General features: G+C 37.7%; 24 protein-coding genes. 4 read left to right on the top strand and 20 right to left on the bottom strand.

Going from position 1 to position 25381, the window contains the following annotated elements:
- Positions 1-54: 54 nt before the first annotated feature.
- From J4771_RS12010 to J4771_RS11970, 9 genes are all read right to left on the bottom strand, one after another.
- Complete coding sequence (locus tag J4771_RS12010; protein WP_224135235.1) at positions 55-2145, bottom strand: M13 family metallopeptidase; 2091 nt, start codon at positions 2143-2145, stop codon at positions 55-57.
- 92 nt (positions 2146-2237) lie between these two features.
- Positions 2238-2900 (bottom strand): head GIN domain-containing protein, encoded by a 663-nt coding sequence (locus J4771_RS12005; protein ID WP_224135234.1) that lies wholly within the window; start codon positions 2898-2900, stop codon positions 2238-2240.
- Between the two features lie 54 nt (positions 2901-2954).
- On the bottom strand, positions 2955-4205 hold the full coding sequence (locus J4771_RS12000; RefSeq protein WP_224135233.1) for a CinA family nicotinamide mononucleotide deamidase-related protein: 1251 nt from the start codon (positions 4203-4205) through the stop codon (positions 2955-2957).
- Positions 4206-4371: 166 nt separating this feature from the next.
- Positions 4372-4911 carry a lipocalin family protein gene (locus tag J4771_RS11995; protein ID WP_224135232.1) on the bottom strand — a complete coding sequence of 180 codons (540 nt, stop codon included), beginning with the start codon at positions 4909-4911 and terminating at the stop codon, positions 4372-4374.
- A gap of 15 nt (positions 4912-4926) precedes the next feature.
- The gene (pdeM, locus tag J4771_RS11990) at positions 4927-5571 is read right to left on the bottom strand and encodes a ligase-associated DNA damage response endonuclease PdeM (RefSeq protein ID WP_224135231.1); all 645 of its coding nucleotides are present in this window, start codon (positions 5569-5571) and stop codon (positions 4927-4929) included.
- A 575-nt stretch (positions 5572-6146) separates the two neighbouring features.
- Positions 6147-8603 (bottom strand): ligase-associated DNA damage response DEXH box helicase, encoded by a 2457-nt coding sequence (locus tag J4771_RS11985; RefSeq protein WP_224135230.1) that lies wholly within the window; start codon positions 8601-8603, stop codon positions 6147-6149.
- 126 nt (positions 8604-8729) lie between these two features.
- Complete coding sequence (locus tag J4771_RS11980; protein WP_224135229.1) at positions 8730-10310, bottom strand: ATP-dependent DNA ligase; 1581 nt, start codon at positions 10308-10310, stop codon at positions 8730-8732.
- Between the two features lie 68 nt (positions 10311-10378).
- On the bottom strand, positions 10379-11395 hold the full coding sequence (locus tag J4771_RS11975) for a ligase-associated DNA damage response exonuclease (protein ID WP_224135228.1): 1017 nt from the start codon (positions 11393-11395) through the stop codon (positions 10379-10381).
- A gap of 2 nt (positions 11396-11397) precedes the next feature.
- Positions 11398-12603, bottom strand: coding sequence for an NAD(P)/FAD-dependent oxidoreductase (locus J4771_RS11970; protein ID WP_224135227.1), 1206 nt, complete (start codon positions 12601-12603; stop codon positions 11398-11400).
- Between the two features lie 330 nt (positions 12604-12933).
- On the opposite strand from J4771_RS11970, the gene J4771_RS11965 reads away from it, so the two are divergent.
- Together J4771_RS11965 and J4771_RS11960 are read left to right on the top strand one after the other, a co-directional pair.
- A complete protein-coding gene (locus J4771_RS11965) occupies positions 12934-13443 on the top strand; it encodes a pyridoxamine 5'-phosphate oxidase family protein (RefSeq protein ID WP_224135226.1) in 510 nt (169 codons plus the stop codon).
- 100 nt (positions 13444-13543) lie between these two features.
- Positions 13544-14023 carry a Dps family protein gene (locus tag J4771_RS11960; protein WP_224135225.1) on the top strand — a complete coding sequence of 160 codons (480 nt, stop codon included), beginning with the start codon at positions 13544-13546 and terminating at the stop codon, positions 14021-14023.
- 94 nt (positions 14024-14117) lie between these two features.
- Here J4771_RS11960 and J4771_RS11955 read toward each other — a convergent pair whose 3' ends face one another.
- Positions 14118-14948, bottom strand: a complete 831-nt coding sequence (locus J4771_RS11955) for a dienelactone hydrolase family protein (protein WP_224135224.1) — start codon at positions 14946-14948, stop codon at positions 14118-14120.
- Positions 14949-15006: 58 nt separating this feature from the next.
- On the opposite strand from J4771_RS11955, the gene J4771_RS11950 reads away from it, so the two are divergent.
- Positions 15007-15201, top strand: coding sequence for a hypothetical protein (locus J4771_RS11950; protein ID WP_224135223.1), 195 nt, complete (start codon positions 15007-15009; stop codon positions 15199-15201).
- Between the two features lie 21 nt (positions 15202-15222).
- Here J4771_RS11950 and lipA read toward each other — a convergent pair whose 3' ends face one another.
- Together lipA and J4771_RS11940 are read right to left on the bottom strand one after the other, a co-directional pair.
- Positions 15223-16089, bottom strand: a complete 867-nt coding sequence (lipA, locus tag J4771_RS11945) for a lipoyl synthase (protein WP_224135222.1) — start codon at positions 16087-16089, stop codon at positions 15223-15225.
- A gap of 132 nt (positions 16090-16221) precedes the next feature.
- Entirely contained in the window at positions 16222-16779 is a 558-nt protein-coding gene (locus J4771_RS11940) for an RNA polymerase sigma factor (RefSeq protein ID WP_224135221.1), read from the bottom strand.
- A gap of 127 nt (positions 16780-16906) precedes the next feature.
- Between J4771_RS11940 and J4771_RS11935 the strand changes: the two genes are divergently transcribed.
- Complete coding sequence (locus J4771_RS11935; protein WP_224135220.1) at positions 16907-17203, top strand: hypothetical protein; 297 nt, start codon at positions 16907-16909, stop codon at positions 17201-17203.
- A gap of 78 nt (positions 17204-17281) precedes the next feature.
- On the opposite strand, the gene J4771_RS11930 is transcribed toward J4771_RS11935, so the two are convergent.
- The 8 genes from J4771_RS11930 to J4771_RS11895 form a co-directional block, all read right to left on the bottom strand.
- Positions 17282-17695: a cytochrome C gene (locus J4771_RS11930; RefSeq protein WP_224135219.1), complete on the bottom strand. Its 414-nt coding sequence runs from the start codon at positions 17693-17695 to the stop codon at positions 17282-17284.
- An 18-nt stretch (positions 17696-17713) separates the two neighbouring features.
- Complete coding sequence (locus J4771_RS11925) at positions 17714-18055, bottom strand: hypothetical protein (protein WP_224135218.1); 342 nt, start codon at positions 18053-18055, stop codon at positions 17714-17716.
- Positions 18056-18136: 81 nt separating this feature from the next.
- Entirely contained in the window at positions 18137-19126 is a 990-nt protein-coding gene (locus J4771_RS11920) for a cytochrome c (RefSeq protein ID WP_224135217.1), read from the bottom strand.
- 8 nt (positions 19127-19134) lie between these two features.
- Positions 19135-20886, bottom strand: coding sequence for a cbb3-type cytochrome c oxidase subunit I (locus J4771_RS11915; protein WP_224135216.1), 1752 nt, complete (start codon positions 20884-20886; stop codon positions 19135-19137).
- 50 nt (positions 20887-20936) lie between these two features.
- Entirely contained in the window at positions 20937-21371 is a 435-nt protein-coding gene (locus J4771_RS11910) for an RrF2 family transcriptional regulator (protein ID WP_224135215.1), read from the bottom strand.
- 115 nt (positions 21372-21486) lie between these two features.
- On the bottom strand, positions 21487-22371 hold the full coding sequence (locus J4771_RS11905; RefSeq protein WP_224135214.1) for a DUF72 domain-containing protein: 885 nt from the start codon (positions 22369-22371) through the stop codon (positions 21487-21489).
- Positions 22372-22449: 78 nt separating this feature from the next.
- On the bottom strand, positions 22450-23133 hold the full coding sequence (locus J4771_RS11900) for a hypothetical protein (protein ID WP_224135213.1): 684 nt from the start codon (positions 23131-23133) through the stop codon (positions 22450-22452).
- Positions 23134-23261: 128 nt separating this feature from the next.
- The gene (locus J4771_RS11895) at positions 23262-24917 is read right to left on the bottom strand and encodes a ribonucleoside-diphosphate reductase subunit alpha (RefSeq protein WP_224135212.1); all 1656 of its coding nucleotides are present in this window, start codon (positions 24915-24917) and stop codon (positions 23262-23264) included.
- Positions 24918-25381: the final 464 nt, after the last annotated feature.

Here is a 25381-nt window from a genome sequence, read left to right as displayed (position 1 = left end):
AAAAAGTTAACAGGATTTTAAAACCCTGTCAACTTACTGAAATGATTATATTTTTTACCAGATCCTAATTCTGTCTTCTGGTTTTTTATAATGTTTGTCTCCTTCTTTCACCTCAAAAGCTTTATAGAAAGCATCGGTGTTTACGAGCGGACCAAATGCTCTGTACAAACCAGGTGAATGTTCGTTGGTTTTAATTTGGTTGATCAACGCGGCTTCTTTCTGCAAAGTTCTCCAAACCGTTGCCCAACTTAGGAAAAATCTTTGATCTTGGGTGTAACCGCTGATTAATCCTGGATTTCCATGATCTTTGAGATACATTTGAAGTGCGTCGTAGGAAATATTCACGCCCCCTAAATCGGCAATATTTTCACCGTTGGTAAATTCACCATTCACGAAAGTTCCTTTCACTGGTTCATAAGCACTGTATTGTGCTGCGAGAGATTTTGTCGCTTTTTCGAAATTGGCTTTGTCTTCTTTTGTCCACCAATCAACTAAGTTTCCATCTGCGTCAAATTGAGCTCCAGAATCGTCGAAACCGTGTGTCATTTCGTGACCGATTACCGCACCGATTCCACCAAAATTAATCGCTGCATCTGCTTTTGGATTGAAGAATGGCGGTTGCAGAATTGCGGCAGGAAACACGATTTCGTTGTTGACAGGATTATAGTAAGCATTCACGGTTTGCGGCGTCATTCCCCATTCCGTTCTGTCAACAGGTTTGCCGATTTTTTCTAAACTTTTTTGGTATTGCCAAGCGGTAACATTTTGCAGGTTTTTATACAAAGTTCCTCCGTTTGCTTCTGAAGCAATAGTCAATTTTGAATAGTCCTTCCATTTATCAGGATAAGCGACTTTCACAGTAAATTTATTGAGTTTGGTTAAAGCTTTTTCCTTTGTAGCAGGCGACATCCACGCTAAATCGTTGATGTGGGAAGCAAAACTTTTCTTTAAATAACCAATCAATTCCACCATTTGTGCTTTTGCTTCTGCAGGGAAATATTTATCCACATACAATTTCCCGAAAGCTTCACCCAAAGTTCCGTTGATGAGTTCGAAGGCACGTTTGTTTTGAGCTCTTTGTTCCTGTTGACCGCGAAGATATTTTCCGTAGAAAGCGAATTTTTTCTCATCCAAATCTTTGGAAAGATAATTTGCACTTCCTGAAAGAAGGTGATATTTCATGTAATCCTTAATCAAAGGAATATTTTTGGCAGTGAGAAACTTGTCTAGATTTTGGTAATATTTCAGTTCACCAACAATTACTTTATCCGTATTCACACCAACAGAAGTTAAATATTTCGGTAGATCAACACTTTTCACCAAATTCTTCAATTGCGGCATAGTTTGCGGATTGTACTGCAAAGTCGCATCGCGAATCTGCTCATTCGTCAATAAAGTTTGCGCCATCGTTTTCTCGAAATTCACAATATTTTGAGCAGCAGTTGTTGAGTTTTTATAACCCAAAACATCCAACATCGAAGCGACATACTTTGTGTATTCAGCAAGAGCTTCCGTATTTTTTGGATTTACTTTTTGAAAATAATCACGTCCCATTCCCAAAGAAGCGTCGCCCATGTAAACCGCATTCATTTTAGAGTCCTTCAAATCAGAAAAAACACCCCACGAATAAAAAGGATTTTCCCCGTTTTTGGTCGCTTCAATTAAATAATTCTGTAAATCTGCAACTGATTTTATGGCGTCGATTTTGGCGAGGTCAGATTTAATTGGAGCAACACCGTCTGCATTTCGCTTGTCCGTATTCATGTAAGTTGCATACAAATCCTGGATTTTTTTGCCTTCACTTCCTTCTGCAAATTTATCGCTCAACAAAGAATTGAGAATCGTCATTGAGTTGTTATCGGTATCTTCTGCCAATTTGTTGAAGCTTCCCCACGTTGATTTATCGGCAGGAATTTTCGCCGTCTTCATCCAACTTCCGTTCACATAGTTGTAGAAATCATCTTGCGGACGAACCGATTTGTCGAACGTGGATAAATCGAGTCCATTTTCAGGATTTTCGGTCTTGGTAACCATTGGAGTTTGTGGTGTTTCAGGAGTTGGAGGTGGCGTTGGAACTTTCGTTGCACAAGAGTTTAGTGCAATGATTCCAGCAAAAGCAAGAATACCGATATTGAGGTTTTTCATAAAAAAGCTGTTTATTATTTAGTAGAATATTTTTCTCCAACGTTACAGTTACGAAAAAATAAAACCATTCTTTTGAATGGTTTGTTTCGATTTTATTTAAAATTAATTTTTCCGCCAATTACATTTTTCACGTTACGTTCATCAGGATCTCCGTAAACATCGATGATTCCTCCTGCTCTTGTTGTTGCATTTACCGCATCAGAAACATTCACTTCTGCGAATCCACCCGCATTGGTTGTAACTGTCGCATTTTGCGACTGCAGATTTTCAGCCAAATATTTCCCGCCTGAATTTACCACCACATCTTGTTGGGTTGCATTGCCAGAAAGCTGCATAATTCCGCCTGAATTGATTTTTATATTTAAATTTTCTGTCTCCAGTTTGAGATTGATTTTTGAACCTTCATTGGAAGTAAGATTAAGCGAATTCGACTCTACAATTTGTGCAGATGAAACAGAGGAACCTTGACTTGCCTGAATATCATTCAGATTCTCGTAAAAAACCTTCACCGTGGTGCTGCTTCCTTGCAGAATTTTTTGTGGAATCATTCTAATTTTCAACTCTCCGTTTTTATTAACAATTTCCACTTCCGATTCGGATTGATCAATTTGTATTCTGCTTTCATCGGATGGAATCAGCGTCACACTAATTTTGTCGTAAACTTTCAGGGAAGAAAAATCGCCCATGTTTTTCACGGTTTGAGCAAATATTAACTGCATCGTAAAAAACAAAAAAACTGCAATACTCTTTTTCATTGTTAAATTTTTGGTTCGATTCTTAAACGTTTTGAATGGAGATTTATTTCAAAATCATTCCATTTTAATTAAAACCTCCACCAAATCCTGTAGAATCCTTTGTGAAACAAAATTGGCAAAATCATTTCTTTCCAGATGCGGAAGAAATAGACGGTTGGTTCTTTCAAAATCTTTCACCCGAATCGAATAAAACACTGTTCCAATTTCATTATTAAAATCATCGGAATTCGGCCCGGAAACTCCCGTTGTAGAAAGTGAAATATCGGTTTTAAATAATTTTTGGCAACCCAAACTCATTTCCTGTGCAACTTCTTCGGAAACCACCGTTTTGTCTAAAATTGTTCTTTCCGAAACTCCTAAAATTTCTATTTTTTTATGATAATCATATGCTATAATTCCGCCCAAAAAATATTTCGAGCTGCCTGAAACTGATGTAATTAATCGCGACAATTCTCCACCCGTACAACTTTCCGCCGTGGAAACGGTGAGATTTCTTTCCGTTAATACTTCCTTCAAAATTTCCTGAATTTCGTTGCCGTCCCAGGAAATTACTTTTTCAGAGATATAAGGTTTTAGTTTTTCAATTGCCGCATCTAATTGATTTTGAATTTCTTGTAAATCATTTCCAGTTGAAGTCAATCGCAATTTAATTCGCGTTCCAATCGGCAAATAAGAAAGTGAAATATTTTCGGGGAGAGAAAGTTCCCAATCTTCAATGGTTGCAGAAAGCAAACTCTCAGGAAAATCGACGACAGAAATAATTTTTGTTACGATATGATTTAATGAAAATCTCTCTTTTAAATAAGGAATGATTTGATTCTTAATCAAAGGTTTCACCTCGAAAGGAACACCGGGAAGCGAAAAAACGAGTTTCCCATTTTCTTCGATCATTTGACAGGGTGCGGTTCCGTTTTCGTTTTGAAAAATTTTCGCTTTGGATAAAACAATCGCCTGACTTTTATTGATGTCGAGAAGATGTTCCCGTTTTCTTTTAATTAAAAGCTGTTGTAGATGTTCGAAAGTTTCGTCATCCAAAACCAATTTATCATTGAAGAATTCGGCGAAAGCAGTTCTGGTCTTGTCATCTTTTGTAGGTCCGATTCCGCCTGTTGTTATGACGATTTCCGAAATTTGCGTGGCGGATTTCAATCCATTTTTGATTGTTTCGATTTGATCCGGCACAGTAAAAATTCTTGAAACTGAAATTCCGATATTTTTTAATTCCGAAGCGATAAAGTTGGAATTGGTGTCTAAAGTATTTCCCGAAAGTATCTCGTCGCCGATGATGAGGATGGACGCGTTCATAGAATGTTTTCTACAAATTTCGCTTATTTTTTTACAAATGAAGCATAGAAAAGGACACAAAACTGAAAATCTTCAGATTTTCATCTTTTGCGAATTATTTTATAAGTAATAAAATTTTAGAGTTGAGCCACAACAATTTCTTATGTGCCTTTTGTGGTTTAAGTAACTAATCATGTTTTACCCAAATGAGGTTTTCCGTTTTGTAGCCGATTTTTTTTGCTTTTTCCAAAAATCTTTGTTTAAAACTTTCAGGGATTGTTTTTTCACGGGAAAGAATCCACAAATAATCCAAATTGTTTCCTGCAACCAAAGCGTATTTATAATTTTCGTCCAAATCGATCACGTTGTAACCCGCCCAAATTGGTTTGAAAAAAGAAACCTTCAAACGAGCTTCTGTCGGTTCATTTACGAATTTCGCCTCGCCGATACTTTCTTTCCATTCGTTTTTTACGTAATCAAATCCTTTGTTGTCCACCTTAATATTTCCGTTATCTTTTAGGGAATAAGTCGCCGTGACGTTGTTCATATTTCTCTCAAAACGATAATCGAAACGGGCGATTTCATACCATTTTCCGAGATACTTTTTGGAATCGAAATTCTGAATCGCTTTTGCACCTTTCGGAATTCCGACCGAACATGAATTGAAAATAAACAGACCTAAAATCCCCAGAGCAACGGGAACTGCAATTTTTGTGAAGTTTTTCATAAAATTATTTTCCTGCTAAACTTCAAAAATAGTGCCTTTTGTAAATGCAATAAATTTGAAATTTTGATGAAGCGGTTTGGTGTAAAGCCCGGTAAATTTGCTGAACGCGGGCAAAATAATTTGATTTTCGGAAATCGCAAAACAAGGAAGTTTTATCGCCTGTTTCGCTTTTCCATAAAGAATAATTCCAGGATGAATATGACCAGAAATAGAGAATTTTTCGGAATGATTATTGGGTTCGTGAATAAAAGTAAACGGTTCAATATCTATTAAATCTTCAACAATCTCAATACAATTTTCTTCGTAAAATTTGGCTTGAATTCGGTCGTGATTTCCTTTAACCAAAATAATTTTTAAAGAAGAATATTTGTTTCGCCATTCGCAGAAAATGTTGAGGTCGCTGTTCATTCCCGCATGAAATAAATCGCCAACAATAATGAGTTTTTCGGCTTGAAAATACTCAATTAGATTTTCCAAAACCTTCAAATCATCCAGAAGAATTTCGGAAGAAACAGCAATTCCACTTTTTCTAAAATGCGCAGATTTTCCGACGTGCAAATCGCTGATAATTACGGTTTTTTCACGTTCCCAAAAGATGGCTTTTTGGTTGGTGAACATCAAGGTTTCGTTTTGGATATTTTTTGAAAGGGTTTGAATCATAATTTGTAAGTGCAAAAATCGATAAAAACAAATTATGTGAAAAGTAATTTAACCACAAAAGTCCCAAAAGAATATGTTGATGCAATCTAAATCTTAAAAACCCAATTTAGCGCACAAAAGTTTGAAAATCTTCGATTTTCAATTTTGTGTTCTTATAGGTTATTAATTTAAAAAGGTCAAAAATAGATTTATCACTTTTGTGACTTTTGTGGTTTATTTGAACGCATTTTTAAAGGTTTCGTTTTGGATATTTTTTGAAAGGGTTTGAATCATAATTTGTAACTGCAAAAATCGATAAAAACAAATTATGTGAAAAGTAATTTAACCACAAAAGTCCCAAAAGAATATGTTGATGCAATCTAAATCTTAAAAACCCAATTTAGCGCACAAAAGTTTGAAAATCTTCGATTTTCAATTTTGTGTTCTTATAGGTTATTAATTTAAAAAGGTCAAAAATAGATTTATCACTTTTGTGACTTTTGTGGTTTGTTTGGACGCATTTTTAAAGGTTTCGTTTTGAATATTTTTTGATTGCGCAATTCTTGCTGTGACACGCGATAAATCGCGTCTCTACATTATCGTTTTTTGTTTTTTTTCATCGACTCATTTTGCAACCGCAAAATTCTTGCGTCTAAATCTTCGCTCGACAAACTTTGTCTTAGGCTATCGACTTTTATCGGGAAACTTAACGGTGTGAACGCATTCGCAAATTTCAGAATAATTTTAGAATTCTCGATTCTTTTAAACGCTTCCATCAAACGGTGTTCGTCGATTTGTTGGTTGAAAACTTCGGTATAGGCTTGCTTCAGCAATAAATTTTCAGGATTGTAATCTTCCAAAACATTGAAAATCAAACCCGAACTTGCCTGCAAACTTTTATTGTTTTTTTGCAAACCGGGATAATTCTGAACCACCATTCCTGAAATGACGGCGATATCCCGAAATTTCCGTCGCGCCATTTCGGTTGCGTTTACACTGCTCAAAACATCTTGAATCAGGTTTTCCTTGGAAAGGATTTTCTTCAAATTCTCTTGATTGATGGGAATTTCCTGCGAACTCAACAATTCAAAACCGTAATCGTTCATCGCCATGGAAAACGAAATCGGCGTAATTTTAGAAATCCTAAAAGCAATTAAAGCCGACATGACTTCATGGATTAATCTCCCCTCAAACGGATACATGAAAAGGTGGTGTCCATCGCGGGTTTCAATCATTTCCACCAAAAACTCGTCATCTTTCGGAATATGTGAATTTTCCTCTTGATTTACCAAAAGCGGATGCAGAAATTTCAACTCTTTTTCAAAAGATTTCGCCTGCAAAGAATCAGATAATTTCAATCGCAAAAACTGACTCAAATAAGAGGTCAAAGGCAATCGTCCTCCCAAATAACTCGGAATTTGCGCTTTACCTTTTGCATTTCTCACATAAACCGTCATTTCTTTGATGTGGGAAATTTCCAAAACTCTCCCCGCCAAAATAAATTTGTCTTCAGGTTTTAAGCGAGTGATGAAATATTCCTCAATCATTCCGATGTAACCGCCGCTAACGAATTTTACCTTCATCATCGCATCGCTTACAATAACGCCGACGTTCATCCGATGAAGCATGGCAATTCTGCGGTTCGTGACTTTATAAATTCCGTTTTCGATGACGACTTTATGATATTCCTGATAATTTTTCAGTGCGCCGCCTCCAATTGTGATAAACTGTAATAAACTCATCCATTCTTCTTCCGAAATTTCTCGGAAAGCGAAAGTGTTTTTGATTTGCTTAAATAATTTTTTCTCCTCAAAACCATCTCCAACCGCCAAAGTCATGAGAAACTGAACCAACACATCGAAAGTCATCACTTGCGGAATTCTTGGCTCGATGACTTTTTGTTTCACGGCTTCTTTCAAGGCGGAAACCTCGATTAATTCTAAGGAATGAGTGGGAACAAAATAAATTTTCGAAGTTTCAAATGGGGAATGTCCGCTTCTTCCCGCTCGTTGTAAAAATCGCGCGACACCTTTGCTGGAACCGATTTGAATGACGGTATCAACTGGTTTGAAATCGACTCCCAAATCCAATGAGGAAGTTGAAATCGCCGCTTTCAAATAACCCGAACTTAAATTTTCCTCGATCCAAATTCTCAATTCTCGATCGATGGAACTGTGATGAATCGCGATTTGACCTGCAAAATCGGGATATTCTTTCAACAGCATTTGATACCACATTTCCGCCTGACTTCGAGTGTTCGTGAAAACCAAAGTCGTTTTGCTTTCCAAAATAATGGGAACCACTTTATCGACGAGTTTTCCGCCTAGATGTCCTGCCCAAGGAAGAATTTCAACCTCGTCAGGAAAAACCGGAAGAATGTCGATTTTCTTTTTTTCTTTGGCAACGACTTTTGTTTTTTTGATTTTGTAGGGAATCAAAACTTCCATTGCTTCATCGAGATTACCGATGGTTGCGGTGATTCCCCAAATTTTGATATTTTTTTGATACGATAAAATTTGCGACAAAGCCAACTCCACCAAAACACCGCGTTTCGAGCCTAAAAGTTCATGCCACTCGTCAACCGCAACACATTTTAGACTTTTGAAAAATCTTTGATTATTTTTTTGAGCCAAAAGAAGTTGCAAACTTTCGGGCGTGATGATTAAAATTTCGGGCATTTTTTTGGTCTGTGAAACCCTTTCCGATTGTGGCGTATCTCCGTTTCGAACGGCTACGTTCCAATCGAGACCTATTTCGTCGATGGCTTCTGTCATTGCTTTTGCGATGTCTTTTGCCAATGCACGAAGCGGCGTAATCCACAGTAACTTTAAACCGTCTTTATAATTTTCCGGATGATTTAGAAAGTCAATGATCACCGCTAAAAAAACAGAGAATGTTTTTCCAAATCCAGTCGGTGCGATGACCATTCCGCTGTAATTTTTCCCAAATTTCTCCCAAGTTTCCATTTGAAATCCGAAAGGCACGAAATCTTTTTCGTTCAACCATTTTTGAACGATTTTGTAGCCTTCGGAAGATTGGAATTTTTCGGGCATTTAATTAAAATTGTTTTGGAATTTTTGTCTAAAAGCATCCTTTCCTTCGACGAGCTCAGGATAAACTTTACCTCAGGATGACAAAGTCTTTAATTGAAAATTGTTATTACAAAAATTTCTCTCTAATTATCTAATGAGTTTTTTCACCTCTTCAATATCGTCAATTTCATCTACTTTTTTATCGCGTCGCCAACGAACAATTCTTGGAAAACGCAATGCAACACCACTTTTATGGCGATTGCTATAACCAATTCCTTCAAATGCTATTTCGAAAACCAATTCTGGTTTTACGGTTCGGACAGGTCCGAATTTTTCTAATGAATTCTTTGTAACAAACTTGCTGACTTCCATAATTTCTTTGTCGGTTAACCCGGAATACGCTTTTGCAATCGTGACCAATTGATCCTCTTTTTTCACGGCGAAAGTATAATCGGTGTAATAACCGCTTCTTCTTCCGCTTCCTTTTTGGGCGTAAATCAAAACGGCGTCAATCGTTAAAGCATCGACTTTCCATTTCCACCAATCGCCTTTTTTTCTTCCGGAATGATAGTGGGAATTTTTCTGTTTCAGCATCAAACCTTCGCTGTTGTTTTCTCTTGAATTGGAACGAATTTCGGTTAATTCTTCCCAATTTTTATATTGTATTATTTCAGAAAGTTTGATGTTTTCGTGAGGATTTTCATTGATGAGTTTTTCAAGTATTGCTCTTCTTTCCGATAATGGTTTTTCCCGCAAATCTTCGCCATTAAACTCCAAAATATCGTAAACAAAGGATTTAACCGGAATTTCCTTCAACATTTTTGCGGTGATTGTTTTTCGGTTTAAACGTTTTTGAAGCTCGTTAAAATTCAAAACCTGATTGTCAACTACTGCTAAAATTTCGCCATCCAAAACAAAGTCACCTTCCATCTTTTCTAAAGCAGAAACGAGTTCGGGAAATTGCGGTGTGACCAATTCTTCTCCTCGCGACCAAAGAAAAATTTCATTGTTTCGTTTGATTAATTGTCCGCGAATTCCGTCCCACTTGTATTCCGCTTGCCAATCTTCGGGATTTCCGAGTTCGTGAATTTCTTTCTCGATCGGATAAGCGAGACAAAACGGGTAAGGTTTTGAATTGTCTGGATTGATATTGGTTCCGGAAATTAAATCCTCAAAATTCGTTTCTTCCACATTCCATTTTCCCATAATGCTGTGCATCAACTGACTTGAATCAATTTCAGAATATTTCGACAAAGCATTGATTAACAATTTTTTGGAAACTCCAATTCGAAAACTTCCGCCAATTAACTTGTTGAAAATAAATCGTTCAGTGTAATTTAAACCGTTCCAACTTTCGATCACATATATCCTTTTCTCTTCTTCGGTTTTGTCTTTTAAATCAATCAATTCCGACATCCATTGTGAAAGTGACTTGTCGATTTCATTTACTGGAGGTGGCAAAATAAGCGATAAAGTTTCTCCCAAATCACCGACTGAAGAATAACTTTCCAAAAAAAGCCATTCCGGAAGTTGGGTAATTTCTAAAGCCCATAATTTTAAAAGATTTGTATTGACAGGTCTTTTCGGACGTTTTCCGGTGAACAATGCAAGAAACCAAAGTTTGTCATTTTCGGGAGCGGTTTGTAGGTAATGAACCATCGCATCGATTTTTGCGTTGGTTTTGTTGGTGCTTTCCAAAGAGGTTATGAGTTGGGCGAAGGTTTTCATTTGCAAGGAACGAGTTACGAGCTTCGTATTTCGGGATATGAGATTTTGAAATATTTTTGGTTTTAGTGTTATTTATTTCCTTCAAGGATTTCTTTTTCTTCCGTTTCTTCGTCGCCGTAATTTGTTTTCACTTCATCGGCATCGATTCCGAGTTCGTTTAAATATTTTGAAAAAACTGCGGTTTGTCCGTGTGTAACATGAACTTTTTCGGCGCCGGTTGCTTTTACCGTTTCTAAAAGTCCGTTCCAATCAGCGTGATCGGAAATGGCAAAACCGGCATCAGCAGAGCGCCATCTTCTCGAACCTCGAACCTGCATCCAACCGGAACAAATTCCTGTTGCTCGATTTGGAATTTTTCGGATTAAGTTGGAATCGAGCAAAGCAGGTGGCAGAATGACGATTTCCTGATTCACTTTTTTTAAATCATCATTAAAATAAACGGTTTCATATTCAGGGATTTGAATTCCTGAAGATTCGATGGCTTCATTAATTTTTCCTATGGAATGATGGACGAAAATCTTGCCGTAACCTTCAAGCGACTTCATAATTCGTTGCGCTTTTCCTAAAGAGTAGCCGATGAAAACAGAGGTTTTTCCCTGTTCGCGGTTTTTTTCCACCCAAGTTTTCATCTGCTCGGAATATTGTTCGGGAGAAAGCCAATTGTAAATCGGCAAACCAAAAGTGCTTTCTGTAATGAATTCGTTGCATTTCACCAATTCAAAAGGAGTTGAAAGTCCGTCATCCTGAACTTTGTAATCGCCGGAAAAGACTGTGACAAAACCTTTATATTCCATTCGGATTTGGGCGGAACCGACGATATGTCCTGCCGGAAAAAAAGAAACTTTTACGCCATTGATGTTGATTTCTTCGCCGTATTCTACGCCTTGAACTTCGATGTCTTTACCGATTCTGTGTTTGAGAATGGGTTTTGTGAAATGGTGACACAAATATTTTTTCATTCCCCATCTTGCATGATCGCCGTGTCCGTGTGAAATTATCGCCAAATCGACAGGTTTCCAAGGATCGATGTAGAATTTTCCGGGGATGCAGTAAATGCCTTTGTTGGTGAATTCGACGAGTTTCATAATTATCTACCGAATTTAAAAAATTCCGTTAAAGCATGTTTCTTGTTTTTCATAAAATTGGAAGCCATTTCCATTCCAGTGACGGAGAAAGTGATGCCGTTTCCGCCAAAACCTAAAACGAAATAGGAATTCTTGAAATTTTTGTGTGTTCCGATGTAAGGAAGTCCATCTTTGGTTTCGCCGAAAGTTCCTGCCCAAGTAAAATCGGTGTAAAATTGATATTCTGGAAGGATTTTCTTTAGGGTTTTTAAAATTTCCTTTTCTTTCTGCGAAAGCATCGCGTCGCGTTTTTCTGGATCGCGAAAATCTTCGTCGCCACCACCAATTAAAAGTCTTCCATCATCGTTTGTACGCATATAAATGTAAGGATCATCGGTGTTCCAGAAAAGCGTGTTTCCAAATTTCTCCAGCTTTTTTTCGTCAATTTCTGAAACGACTGCAAAAGTACTTTTCAGTTTCACAAAATCTTCATTGATTAAACTTTTGCTCTCGTAGCCGATGCAGTAAATGATTTTCTTCGCCTTGATTCTGTGATTTTCGGTGGTGAGAACCTCATTGAAAGTTTTGTGATATTTCACGGATTTCATTTCGGTTTTGTCGAAAATTTTTAAGCCTTTTTTGACGTTGAAATCTAAAAGTTCGTGAGCGAATTTAAAAGCGTCGATACTTGCGCCTTGTTCGGAAAGAATTCCGCCGAAGGTTTTTTGCAATCCGAATTTTTTGGAAATTTGTTCGGGTTCCAACCATTTCACCTTGAAACCTGCTTTTTTGCGTGCTTCGAATTCTTTTTGAAGCCACGAAACATCTTTCTTTTTCGAGGCGAAATACAAAGAATCCTTTTTTTCAAAACCTGCATTGGATTTGATTTCTTTAGAGATTTTTGCCAAATCATCTATCGATTTTGAACATGCTTCATAACTTTCCACCGCACCTTTTTCGCCGATTTTTTCGATGAGTTCGTAAAGAGGAATATCGATTTCATATTGAAGCATTGAAGTTGTAGCGGAACTGCTTCCGTTGGCAATCTCTCGCTTGTCGATGAGGATCGTTTTGTGGCCGTCTTTGACCATTTGATGGGCAATTAAGCTTCCTGTGATTCCACCACCTATGATGAGCACATCACAACTCTCGTCATTTTTTAAAGAGGGATAAGAAGAAATAATTCCGTTTTTTACGAGCCAAAATGGTTCGTTTGATTTGAGGTCCATACGTTTATTTTTGTGCTGTTTATCAAAAATCGAGCCCTAAAATATTACTTCAATAATTAAAGTTCATTGATTTTATCAATTTAAACGTTTTAAGATTTATTTAACAAATTAAAATCAAAATATTTGTGGTATGGTTTAATTGTTGTTTAGAAGATTTTGTTCTTGTCGAAAAATAACCGACAGAATTTTCTAGCCCCGATTGTAATGGAAATCCTTTTTTGCGGCGGCTTCGCCGCCGCAAAAAAGATTGAAATGGAAAGCGGGACCGAACTTTAATAGAAGCGAAAATCTTCTTGCTCCTAAAAAAACCAACACTAAAAAATATAAATTATGTCAACAGAAAATTTAAGTCAAAAAGAAGCGATTGCGAAGTTGAAGAAACTTTCGGAAAGCGCGAGAATGTGCATGTTTTGCACGAATTTGGAAACTCTGCCGATTGCGGCGCGACCGATGAGTTTGCGGGAAACCGACGAGGAAGGAAACCTGTGGTTTTTGAGCAGTTCGGAAAGCAACAAGAATTTTGAAATCTTGGAAGATAACCGAGTGCAACTGCTTTTCATGAATAATGGAAGTTCGGAATATCTTTCTGTTTACGGGAAAGCATATATTTATCGGGACAAGAACACGATTGAAGAAAAATGGACACCACTTGCAAGTGCGTGGTTTGAGGAAGGAAAAGACGACCCGAAAGTTTCGGTGATTCGTGTGACGCCCGATGAGACGTATTATTGGGACACAAAAGCGGGAAAATTGGTTTCGTTTTTAACTTTTGCTACGGCTGCAATTACGGGAAAAAAGACCGACAACAGCGACGGTGTAGAAGGAAATTTACATATTTAAAAGGAAAAAATTCATCGAAATTAATTTCCCCAAACCCTAAGTTGTAATTTCCATGAATTTTTAAAAAAGAACTAAATTTTAACTTAAACAAAATACTATTATGAAACCCGATTTAGGAATTACACAGAAAAATTTGAACTCCGTGAACGATTTGCTGAACAAAGTTTTGGCAGACGGAAATGTTATTTACATTAAATTGAGAAAATTCCACTGGAATCTTTCTGGTGATAATTTTATGGAGCTTCACCAACTATTTGAAGCTCAATATGATGCAATTGCAGAAGCCATTGACGAGGTTGCAGAAAGAATCTCTACACTTGGCGGAACAGCCATCGGAACCACTTCTGAATTTGCAAAATTATCTCAACTGAAGGAAACCCCTGGAAAAGTTCCAGACAACCAAGGAATGTTGAAAGAATTGGTTTCAGACCACGAAACCATCGTCAAAGCATTAAGAAAATTTATCGACGAATGCGACACCAAATATGGTGATGTTGGAACCGCAGACTTCTTAACAGGACTTATTCAAGAGCACGAAAAAATGGCTTGGAAGTTGAGAAAATATTTTAAGACAGCTTAAAATGATTTCCATATAAAAAAATTCGGGCGCAACAAAGTTGCGCCCGAATTTTTGAATGCGCCTTTATGGCGCGTTCCTACGTTTGTTGAAAATTCTATTTGAAAATATCGGCGAGAAATTTTTTCATGTCGTTCCATGATTTTTCGTCGGCTTCTTTGTTGTAGGCGATTTTCATGTTGAATTTTTTGCCGACTTCCGTAGAGGCGGGATTGGTAAAGGAATGCAGCGAGTTTGGATAATCGATAAAAGTGTAATTGATTTTGGCGGAATCCATTTCTTTTTTGAAGGCTGCAATTTCTTCCGGAGAAACAAAAGTGTCGTTTGCTCCGTTGCAGACGAGGATTTTTACTTTGTTGTTTTTTGGTTTTACACCAGTCATCAGATTTCCGTGGAAGGAAACAGCACCTTTCAGATCACTTTCCTGTCGCGCCATATTCAAAGCTTGCGCACCTCCGAAACAGTAACCAATTACTGCAATTTTAGAATGGTCTGCATTGGGATAAGTCACCACTCTAGCTTTTGCGGCATCGAAAATCATTTTTGCATTGATGGGAATTTGGTAAAACGGTTGCGCTAATTGGCCCGCTTCTTCAGGATTATCCACCACCTTTCCTTCACCATAAAAATCAACCGCCATTGCGAAATAACCCAATTCTGCGAGTTGTTTTGCCCGACTTTTTGCATAGTCATTTAAACCCCACCATTCGGGAATCACCATCACAACTGGTTTTGGTTGATCCGAGTCTGTTGTAAATGCAGCAAAAGATTTATAATTTATTCCTCGAATATTGTAAACCACGTCTTCCGTTTTAATATTTTTTGAAACGGCTGTCTCCGTTTTATTTGGATTGGTACTTTTGTTTTCCTTGCAGGAAATTGCAAATAATGAAAAGAAAGCGATAATGGATAATTTTAGGAATTTCATGACAAATAATTTGGGATTTGATTTTAAAGATAAACAATTTTATGATGTTGGGCCAAAATTGTTATTTTTAAGATTCCTCACTTCGTTCGGAATGACGCTTCTCACTTTATTTTATGATTGGAAAAGATTCGGCGCGACTTCGTCGCGCCGAATCTTTTCTTCTAACGTTTACATCAAGAATATTTTCATTCCGAACACAGTGAGGAATATTTTGGCTTTAAAAATTTCAATTTTTCTTACTCAAATCTCCTAGGTCAAGAAATTTTACAGGAAATTAATGAATATGCTTTTCTGCGTGATAAGAACTTCTCACCAACGGTGAACTTTCCACATGTCGGAAACCTAAATTTCTTGCAAAATCTCCAAACTCGTTGAATTCTTCAGGAGTGATGAATTTTTTTACGGGTAAATGTTTTTTGGTGGGTTGAAGATATTGTCCAATCGTGATTACATCCACATTCGCATTTCTGATGTCTTCAATCGTTTGGAAAACCTCATCTTTTTCTTCACCTAAACCAAGCATTAATCCTGTCTTTGTGCGATTTTGTCCGGCTTCTTTCATGTATCGCAAAACTTCAAGACTTCGTTCGTATTTTGCCTGAATGCGAACTTCGCGCGTCAATCTTTTCACGGTTTCCATATTGTGGGAAATGACTTCGGGAGCCACTTCCAAAATTCTGTCAATATGTTTGGTAATTCCCTGGAAATCGGGAATCAAAGTCTCCATCGTTGTTCCGGGAGAAATTCTGCGAACTGCATTCACGGTTTCTGCCCACAAAATAGAACCCATGTCTTTCAAATCATCTCGGTCAACAGAAGTGAGAACCGCGTGTTTGATTTTCATCAACTTGATGGAACGCGCCACTTTTTCGGGCTCATCCCAATTAACGTCGAGTGGTTTTCCAGTTTTTACGCCACAGAATCCGCAACTTCTGGTACAAATATTTCCGAGAATCATGAAAGTTGCCGTTCCTTCTCCCCAACATTCGCCCATGTTCGGACAACTTCCGCTTTGGCAAATGGTGTTGAGTTTATATTTATCGACCAAAGTTCTGAGTTCGCGGTAATTTTTCCCGGTTGGAAGTTTTACCCGAATCCATTTTGGTTTTTGAATGGTGTTATTGGTAACTGTTTCGCTCATTATTAATAAATGTGATGCAATATTTTTACCGCAAAAGTTACAAAAGTTTTTATCTGATACAGTTGCGCAAAAGTGTGCAAAAATTGACTTAAAAATTAATTTCCAAATTTACGAATTTAGAATTTGGTTTGGTTAATCGTCGAACTCGTTGTTTTTCAGTAATTCTGCGAGAACTTTTTTGGCGCGCATGATTCTCACTTTCGTGTTGGCAATGGTGAGATTTAATTCTTCCGCAATTTCTTTGATACTTTTTTCCTCAAAAAATCTAAGTCGGATGATGTCCTGATAATTGGAATCCAAGCTTTCGATCACGGAAATAATTTGTTTCTGTTCTTCTTCGGAAATTAAAAGTTCTTCGGGTGACCGTGCAAACTGATTTTTAATATTGTCGAAGTTGTCGGTTGAGTCTTCATTTTCACGAGATTTCTTACGCCAATAATCGATGACGGAATTTTGCGCGATGGTGAGAATCCAAGTCTTGAACTGAAAATTGGGGTCATACATTTCAAGTTTAGACAAAACTTTTGAAAAAACGGAAACCGTAATTTCATCCGCCACATTTTCATCCTGAACTTTCTTCATCACAAAACTGAAAACATCCACCCAAAACAAATTAATGAGTTTGGTTTGCGCTTTTTGGTCCTTGTTTTTGGCAAGAGCGATAAGTGAAAGAAGTTCGTTTTTCGGCATGGTGAACAAAGATAGGGATTTTGGGTTATGTTCGAGGAAAATTGGTTAACTTTGAAACCCGTTTCGAGATTCGAGATTCGAGATTGGGAGTTGGGAATTTATATAAAAAAAATTAAGATTAAATATTATGGGCGCGAAGAAAAAATATAAAAAACAAGTTTTAAGAACGTTGAAAAACCTCGCGTTTTCTGAACATCATTTGTTGGAAACGATGACCAACATGATGCTTTTGAAGGAAGCCAAGAAAAACAAGATCGAATTTAAAAAAGGAGACACATTTTCTTTTGAAGACAATATTTTCGATTACAGCGAAGATAAGAACATTAGGAAATTGGCACAATTACGCAAGAAAATGCTGAAAACCATGAACAAACTGGTTGACAAAAACGATTTCAAGGACAAAGAGATTGAATTTTTGGCGTAGATTTTCGTGCAATATTTTCAAAATATAAAAGCGGCTTCAAAAAAATTTGAAGCCGCTTTCTCAATATATCAATAAAAACTAATATGGAAATCCTGTAAAATAAGTAATCCCGTAATATGCTCCCCAAGCTGCGATAACGAGGATGAGAATCCACATCCAAACGGGAACAGTTTGCGGAGTTTCGCTGCCTTCAATCACGAAACTTTTTTGGTTTCCTTTGTCGTACGCGTTGATCATTAAAGGAAAAGTTCCATCAACAATATCGTTTTCCTTTAAACCTTCGATGCTGATTGCGGGTCCGTTTTTCACCATAAACTTAATGAGTCGAATTCCTTCCCTTCCTGTGGGAGATTTGCTGACGATTTTCAAGGTATGTTCACCGTCCGTCAATTTCGTGGTGTCGAAATCGAAAACAATTGGTGTTTCCAGATCTGCAATGGGTTGCGGATCATCATCGATGAAAAGTACGACGCTCGTTTTATCTTTGGTCATTTCTTTAAACTTTAGAAATTAATTTAAAATGGAATATTTAATGTGGTTTTTGTCTTTTTCGCCCGGTTTCACAATATATTTAATGGAATAAATTAAAGTGTAAACGGTGATTACAGCGATGATTGCAACGATTAACCAATCCCACTTGCTTTCAGGTCCTGTTCCGTGCGTAAATCCCTGGGTGACTTTCGGTTGCTGAAGTTTGCAGGCATCACATGCGAAAGCAAAATTCACGATGAACAGGAAAATTAAGGTGATGTTATTCTTTAGATTTTTCATTTTGTTGGTTTCAATTTTATGATAAATTTTCATTTTATAAAATCTATAAATTTTGGCTAAAGCCAAAGGAATTTTCTCCATTTTTTGAACGGGCTAAAGCCCGTTCCTATTGATTTCGTAACTACTATTAACAATTCTAAACTTTAATAAACCGATGACCTCTTATTTAATTTCATCCATAATTTTCTTCACATCCTCCAATTTTACAGGTGCTGCTGTATTTCCCCAACTTGACCTTTCGTGATTGATTAATGCAGTGACCATTTCGGGCGTAAAATTTGCGGCAGTTCCCACATTCGGCATTGTTGCCCACTGCGGACGCGGGTCGTAACCTTTCATAATAATCGTTACGTACAATTTTAAATCGTCACCCAAAACAATCGGACTTCCTTTCAAAGGAGGAAATGCTCCCGGTAAACCTTCGCCGTTTGCTTGGTGACATGCGACGCAATTTCCGTTGTAGATTTCTCCACCATCGGGTAATGCAGTTCCACCTCCTGTTGCAGCGGCTTTTTCTTTTTGTTTGTATAAAAATTCAGGCGGCTTTGTTCCGTCGGGAAGTTTTAATTGTTTTAATGATAGTAAATAGGCAACCAAATTCATGGCGTCTTTTGTTGCGACTACTTTTTTGAATTTATTTTGTAAGAATTTTTCAGGAACTTTTACTTCTATATCTCCTTTTTCCAAATAATCTTTCTCTTTAAAAAGCCATTGATAAGCAGGCATTACCGACTGTTCCACCACTGCTCTCGGTTGATAAAGGTGCAGCAATTGCCAATCCACACTGGGTTGTCTTTCGCCAATGTTGGTTAAGTCAGGACCCGTTCTTTCTGAACCCAACAAATTTGCGGTGTTTCTCCAAACATCCATTCTTTGATTCATGGCATAATCTGCGGGAATATTTGGTCGGCTTCCGAAAGGTTTGTCTTGGTCAATTCCTCGAACTTGTTGAGTGTGACATGCGATACAGCCATTTGCAACGTATAAATCTTTTCCTGCTTGTTCTGCTTTAGTTAAAGGTTTTGCGTCGGGAAGCGGTTGATAAACCTGTTGATTTTGAATGGCGGGTAAAATCGCAATCTGCAGTGTCAGAAACAGGAAAAATACCAATGCTGACCAAAATAACAATTTATGATTACTATAAAATTCCATGTTCGATACTATTTTGTTGGGATGAATTCAGTGTTTTGAAGTTGTTTTTTGGCTTCCAAAATTTCGGCGGGCGTTCTTGGAATGACAACTTCCTGTTTTTTATTCACCATTTTATAAAAATTATAGGCAAAAACGAAGTGCGAAATCCACATCATCGTTCCTCCGATTGCACGCCACAACCAATAAGGAGCCATTAAAACCACACTTTCGATGAATGGTTTTTTCGCCATCCACATCAAACCTTTTTCTGTGGAACCTATCATTAATGAAACAATGTAAAACATTAAACCAATCAGGGCGAGCCAAAAATGAATTCCCACCCAAAATTTTGGCGGTTCTTTTCCTGTAAGTCGTGGAACGAGCGTGTAAATAAACGCCCACAACATGAAGGTGATGATTCCGTACATCGTCATGTGTGAATGCGCGACCGTGAAATCGGTGAAGTGCCAAATTAAATTGGTAAATCTGAAAGCTTCCGCTGTTCCTTGAAGTGAACCTGAAAAGTAAAACAGAATTCCAATCAAATAAAAAGGAAGGGTGTAACTTGTTTTCAATTGATACCAAGCTCCGTTGAATGTGAGTAAAAAGTTGGTCGTTCCTGCAACCACGGGAATCACCATTCCAACGCTTGCGACGATGGCAACAGTCTGCATCCACCACGGAATTGCGCTGAAAATAAAATGATGACTACCGATTAAAGTATAGAATAGAATTTGTGTCCAAAAAGCTAAAATTCCCAAACTGTAAGAATAAATCGGCTTGTTGAGCTGTTGCGGAAGGAAATAATACATTAAACCGAGCGTTAAAAACATAAACCACATTCCCACTCCTTGATGCATATAATAACCTTGAATAATCGTTTCCGCTAAACCGTGTTGCCAAAATGGAAGATACGCAACCAACAGAATCACAATCACATACATCACCGCCGAAACAATGTACCAATTAGAAACGTAGATTTCCTTGGTTTTCCGCATGGCAATGGTTTTCAAAAAATTATATAAAGTCAATGCTATTCCCGCTGCAAAAAGCGCCATGACTGGCCAAATGTATTCTCGGTATTCTCCACCTGCATTATTGATTCCCGCCATTAAAGAAATCGTTCCTAAAATCACGGCGGCATTCATTAAAATTAAGGCATACCATCCGAGTTTCAAACTGAAAATCCCCACATTACTCACTCTTGGAATAACATAATACGCTAAACCGACCATCGCAAAAGAAGCCCATCCCCAAAAAACCAAATTGGTGTGAACAGGACGAAGCCGCCCAAAACTCAGCCAACTGACGTGGTCTGCATCGGGAGCGACGAATTTTATTCCTAAATATTCCCCAACCGAAGTTCCTACGAGCAGCCACATAACAGAAAAACTCAAAAAATAAAGAATGAGTTCTGCCAATTGTGGCGAAACATAATTTTGTGGAACCGCGCTTTTCTTATGTGGAATTACTCTGATTTCCTCTACTGAATTGATGTTGCTGATAATTCCTTTTTCGTCTGAAGGAGCGAGATTTCCTGAAAGTTCGTTTTCGGGAACTTGGTATTCCATCTGCTTTTTCCGATACTCGTATTGTTGGATTTCTTCTGGGGAAAGCGTTTTAATTTTCTTTTCAAGGTCCAGAAGTTCGCGGCGACTTTTCAGGTTTTTGTAAGTGGAATACGTTTTTAAGATTGCGATAAGCAAACCTGCCAAAATCGGAATCAGGACCAAAACAAGGGTAATCTGAATCCCCGACTCACCAATTAATGAATTGTTCATAAAAAAAGAAATTAGAGGACAAAAAAGTCCTTTATTAGAATAAAAAAATTTTATCTCTTAAGATAAGCGGCACCTATTGAAACTTCTTCAGCCAAAGATTTCAAAGTCGTTTTTTCGAGCGTCTCCCGAATTTCAGCTCTAATTTTCACAAATTTGTGATGAAGTGGACATGGTTTTTGTGCATTGCATTTCCGCAAGCCCAAACTGCAGTCTTCAAACAAGCTGTTTCCGTCAATAGCAAAAACGATGTTCCAAAGTTTTACTCTTTCCAAATCACCTGTTTCAACGAAAAAGCCACCATTTGGACCTTTTGCGGAACGAATGACATTTGTTTTGGTGAGCTTCTGCAAAATTTTCGCGGTGAAAGCTTCGGGTGAGTCGATTGCTTTTGCAATTTCCTTCTGCCCTACTTTTCTTTCTTTCACCGACTGTTTTGCGACATAAATCGAGGCTCTAATGCCGTATTCACAGGATTTTGAAAACATCTTTTTCTGCTTTTGCTAATTTATTGAAGATTATTATAATTAAGGATGTTCTTATCTTTTATTCTATCTATAAAATTTATTAATGAAATGAATAATGCGATTAGACTGCATCTTACTAAAATAAAGTTTTCGCATCCGCCATTACCGGAACATGAATTTCGGTTCCCCAATCCTTGTTCATTTGTTCAATGAAGTGTGCGGAAAGCAAAGGTGAAGCTTTTTCAAGATTTTGATGAACAAAGAAGTATAGATTTTTTAATCCGAGTTTTTTCCAATCGGTTAATCTTTGCAACCAATCATCTAATCTTGCATAATCGCTTTCTGCATTGGCTCCAACATAACGGATAAAAGCACTTGTCGTCGTCAATCTCATGTGAAGCATATCTCGTCTTCCTGCAGTATCGACGATGATGTTGGTGATAGTGTTTTCCTCAAAAAGTTTCATCGTTTTTTCAAAAACTTCCTCGTCTGAAAACCATTCGTTATTGCGAAGTTCTATTGCGAGAGGAATTTCTTTAGGCCAATCTTTTATAAATTTTTCTAAGCGCTCGTAATCTTTCGGCTTAAAGTTATCATGAAGCTGCAGGAAAACCATTCCCAACTTTTCATCAAAATTCAAAACCGCCGTTGCAAATTGTGTCACGACATCCGTAATATTCAAAAGTCTTCTGAAATGAGAAACGGTGTTCGTAATTTTTGGAAAAAATTTAAAATCTTTTGGGGTCTTTTCTTTCCAGGTCTGCACCTGTTCCGCAGAAGGCATTCCGTAGAAAGTCGCGTTCAACTCAATGGAATTAAACTGTGTCGCGTAATACGTCAACTCATCTTTCGTTCCTTTTGGATAGAAGCCTTTCAAATCGGTTTTGTTCCACTTGGCGCAACCGATGGAAATATCTTCAAGACCTTTCGTATTCTTTTTCAGAATTTCTGCAGTTCTTGGATGGTCTTTTGGAAGGGTAAAATCTATTTGCGACGGGTCATCAACTTGTCCGAATTTCATAATTTAAATTTTGAGGATTTAAAGTTAAGGATTTACATTTAATCTCTAGATCCACAAGAGAACCAATTGCAGATGAAACTAAAATAAACCACAATCAATGGTGAAATTAAGGTTTTGAAAATCATCATTATTTGTATTTACCTGCTTGTCAATAAAATGTATCTGATTATTTAAAAAATAGTAAAAACGAAGAACCATATTCCAAGACGGCTTTGCCATCAATTCTATATCTTGTTCCCCATTTCCGTTTACGGCGGTATTATTGAATGTTCCGCTTTCTGTTGTTAAATGTGTCGCAATATAAAGTGGTGGATTATTATTGTTCAATATAGAAAGATGAATTTTTAACCTTACCACCGCCCAAGCATTAATGTTAACGGTGTTATTATTGCCTGGATTTATTGTCGTTGTTTGTAGATTTTCTGCGATATGATTAGAATAGTTCTCAACCTTTATTACATAACCATAATTTTTTTTTGTTAAATCTTTAATGTAATTGAAGTTAATGATATAGTTCCCGTTTTGATCTGAGTATGCCGTAGCAATTTCCTCGTTCCTAATGCAAGACATATACCCACAAAAATCACTATACTGTCTAAATAATTTTACGGGAAAATTTGATACAGGGATATTCCTTTGATAATCATAAACTTTTCCCGAAACTGAACTTTTTACAATGTCTTGTGTCGAAGAATCGTTCGAACCAGTTTCTCTGCACTCAACCAATAAAAAGGTTATTAATAACAATATTATATTTTTCATACGGTGAGCTTTAAAACAAATCTACAATTATTTTAAATGCAAAAACTTGATTTAAATCAATAAAAAACCGCAGAAAAATTTTCCGCGGCCTTATCTTTATTCTTTTCTCCTTGTTATTTTTCTGAATTTTACGCTTCACAACTCGAGCACGTTACAAAATTCACCATCAACTCCTTCGAAACCGAAGAGCTTCTCTGGTAATACAGCGTTTTCACACCTTTTTTCCACGCTTCGATATAAAGATAATTCACATCTTTCACCGGCATTGTTGAAGGAATCTGCAAATTCAAAGATTGCGCTTGGTCAATATATTGCTGTCTTTGCGCGGCTTGAGAAATAATCTCCATCGGTGAGATTTCACGGAAGGTTTTGAAAACCGCTTTTTCCTCATCACTCAATTCATTCAAATGTTGAACAGAACCGTGATTCAGCATAATGGTTCTCCAGGTTTCCTCGTTGTCGAGACCTTTTTCCTGCAATAATTTTGCAAGGTATTTGTTTTTACGCATAAAGTTTCCTTTCGCCAAACCTGCTTTGTAATAATTCGATGCAAAAGGTTCGATTCCCGGAGAAGTTTGTCCCAAAATCGCGGAAGAAGAAGTAGTCGGAGCAATCGCCATCAACGTCGTGTTGCGCATTCCGTAACCTTTCAACATTTCAGGTTCGCCGTAAATATTCGCCAATTCTTGCGACGCTTGAAGCGACTGTTCTTTGATATGTCTGAAAGCACGAGCATTAAACTGCGTCGCCTCGAAACTTTCAAACGGAATCATATTTTTCTGCAAATAAGAATGATATCCCAAAACTCCCAAACCAAGCGCTCTGTGACGCATTGCGAAGTTTCTTGCTCCGGTTAGATAATAATTTCCTTCCGTTTTTTCAATGAATTCAGACAAAACAGCATCGAGGAAATAAATCGCCAATTTTACGGCGTTCGTGTCTTTCCACTCGTCGTACAATTCAAGGTTCATCGAGGAAAGACAGCAAATAAACGATTCTTCCGCACTTGAAGGCAACATGATTTCCGAACACAAATTACTTGCATTCACCATCATTCCGCGGTCTTTGTAAACTTGTGGTTTGTTGCGGTTTACGTTGTCGGTAAAGAAAATATATGGCAAACCTTTTTGTTGGCGGCTCTCTAAAACTCGTGCCCAAATTTTACGTTTGTCCATATCGCCGTCAATCATATCCTGCATCCAATAATCCGGAACACAAACTCCCGTAAACAAGTTCTGAATCGGACTTCCAATATCTTTAATCGACAAAAATTCCTCAATATCACCATGATCAATATCCAAATACGCCGCAAAAGCACCACGACGAACACCACCTTGTGAAACCACGTCCATCGCGGTATCATACAATTTCATAAACGAAACTGCGCCCGAAGATTTCCCATTGTCGGTCACCGCAGTTCCACGATTTCTCAGCTCGCCGAAATAACCGGAAGTTCCACCCCCGATTTTTGTCTGCATGATCACTTCGCCCAATTTATGCGTAATTCCCTCAATATTATCCGGAATATGTACGTTGAAACACGAAATCGGAAGTCCACGCTGAGTTCCCATATTCGCCCAAACGGGCGACGAAAAAGAAATCCAACCCTTCGTAATCATCTCCTCGAAAGCCGGCTGCAATTCAGGTTTATAAAGTCGTTTCGCGGCAGCGGTTGTAATTCTTTCAATCGCGCCCTGTACGGTTTCGCCTTTCAAAAGGTAGCCACGATTCAGCATTTGTTCGCTTTCTTCGTTCAGCCACCAAATATTTGTATTTTCTTCCATAACGGTATTTTTTTAAAGTCTGAGGTATCAATTTCCTCAAAAATATAATTATTCTCTGTCATTGCGAGCAAAGCGAAGCTATCTCATAAGCTTGGTTTTGCAGGAGCAAGAAAGTTTTTGCTTTTATTTAAATTCGGTCCCGCTTTCCGCTGTATCTTTTGCTGCACTTCGTTTCGCAAAAGGATGCCGCTGCAATCGGGGCTATAAAGACGGGTGGTTTGTCATTGCGAGGGACGAAGCAATCTCTCCATTAAAAGTAATTTCGCACCTTCGGCGCTCCCTCAATAATTCCTCACATTTTTCCGGGCGCCCCGCACCCAACTGTTGATGTTTCGCACCTTCGGCGCTCCACAAAAACTCGTCAAATTTTCTCTACCAAACATGTCGCACCTTCGGGGCTCCTAATAAATAAGCATAACAATTCCCAACCAACATGTCGCACCTTCGGTGCTTCTTAAGAACTA

It is taken from the genome of Candidatus Kaistella beijingensis (assembly GCF_020084865.1).
Classification (GTDB): Bacteria; Bacteroidota; Bacteroidia; order Flavobacteriales; family Weeksellaceae; genus Kaistella; species Kaistella beijingensis.
The sequence above is the reverse complement of the archived record's forward strand: the minus strand, read 5'-3'. Positions and strand labels throughout refer to the sequence as shown.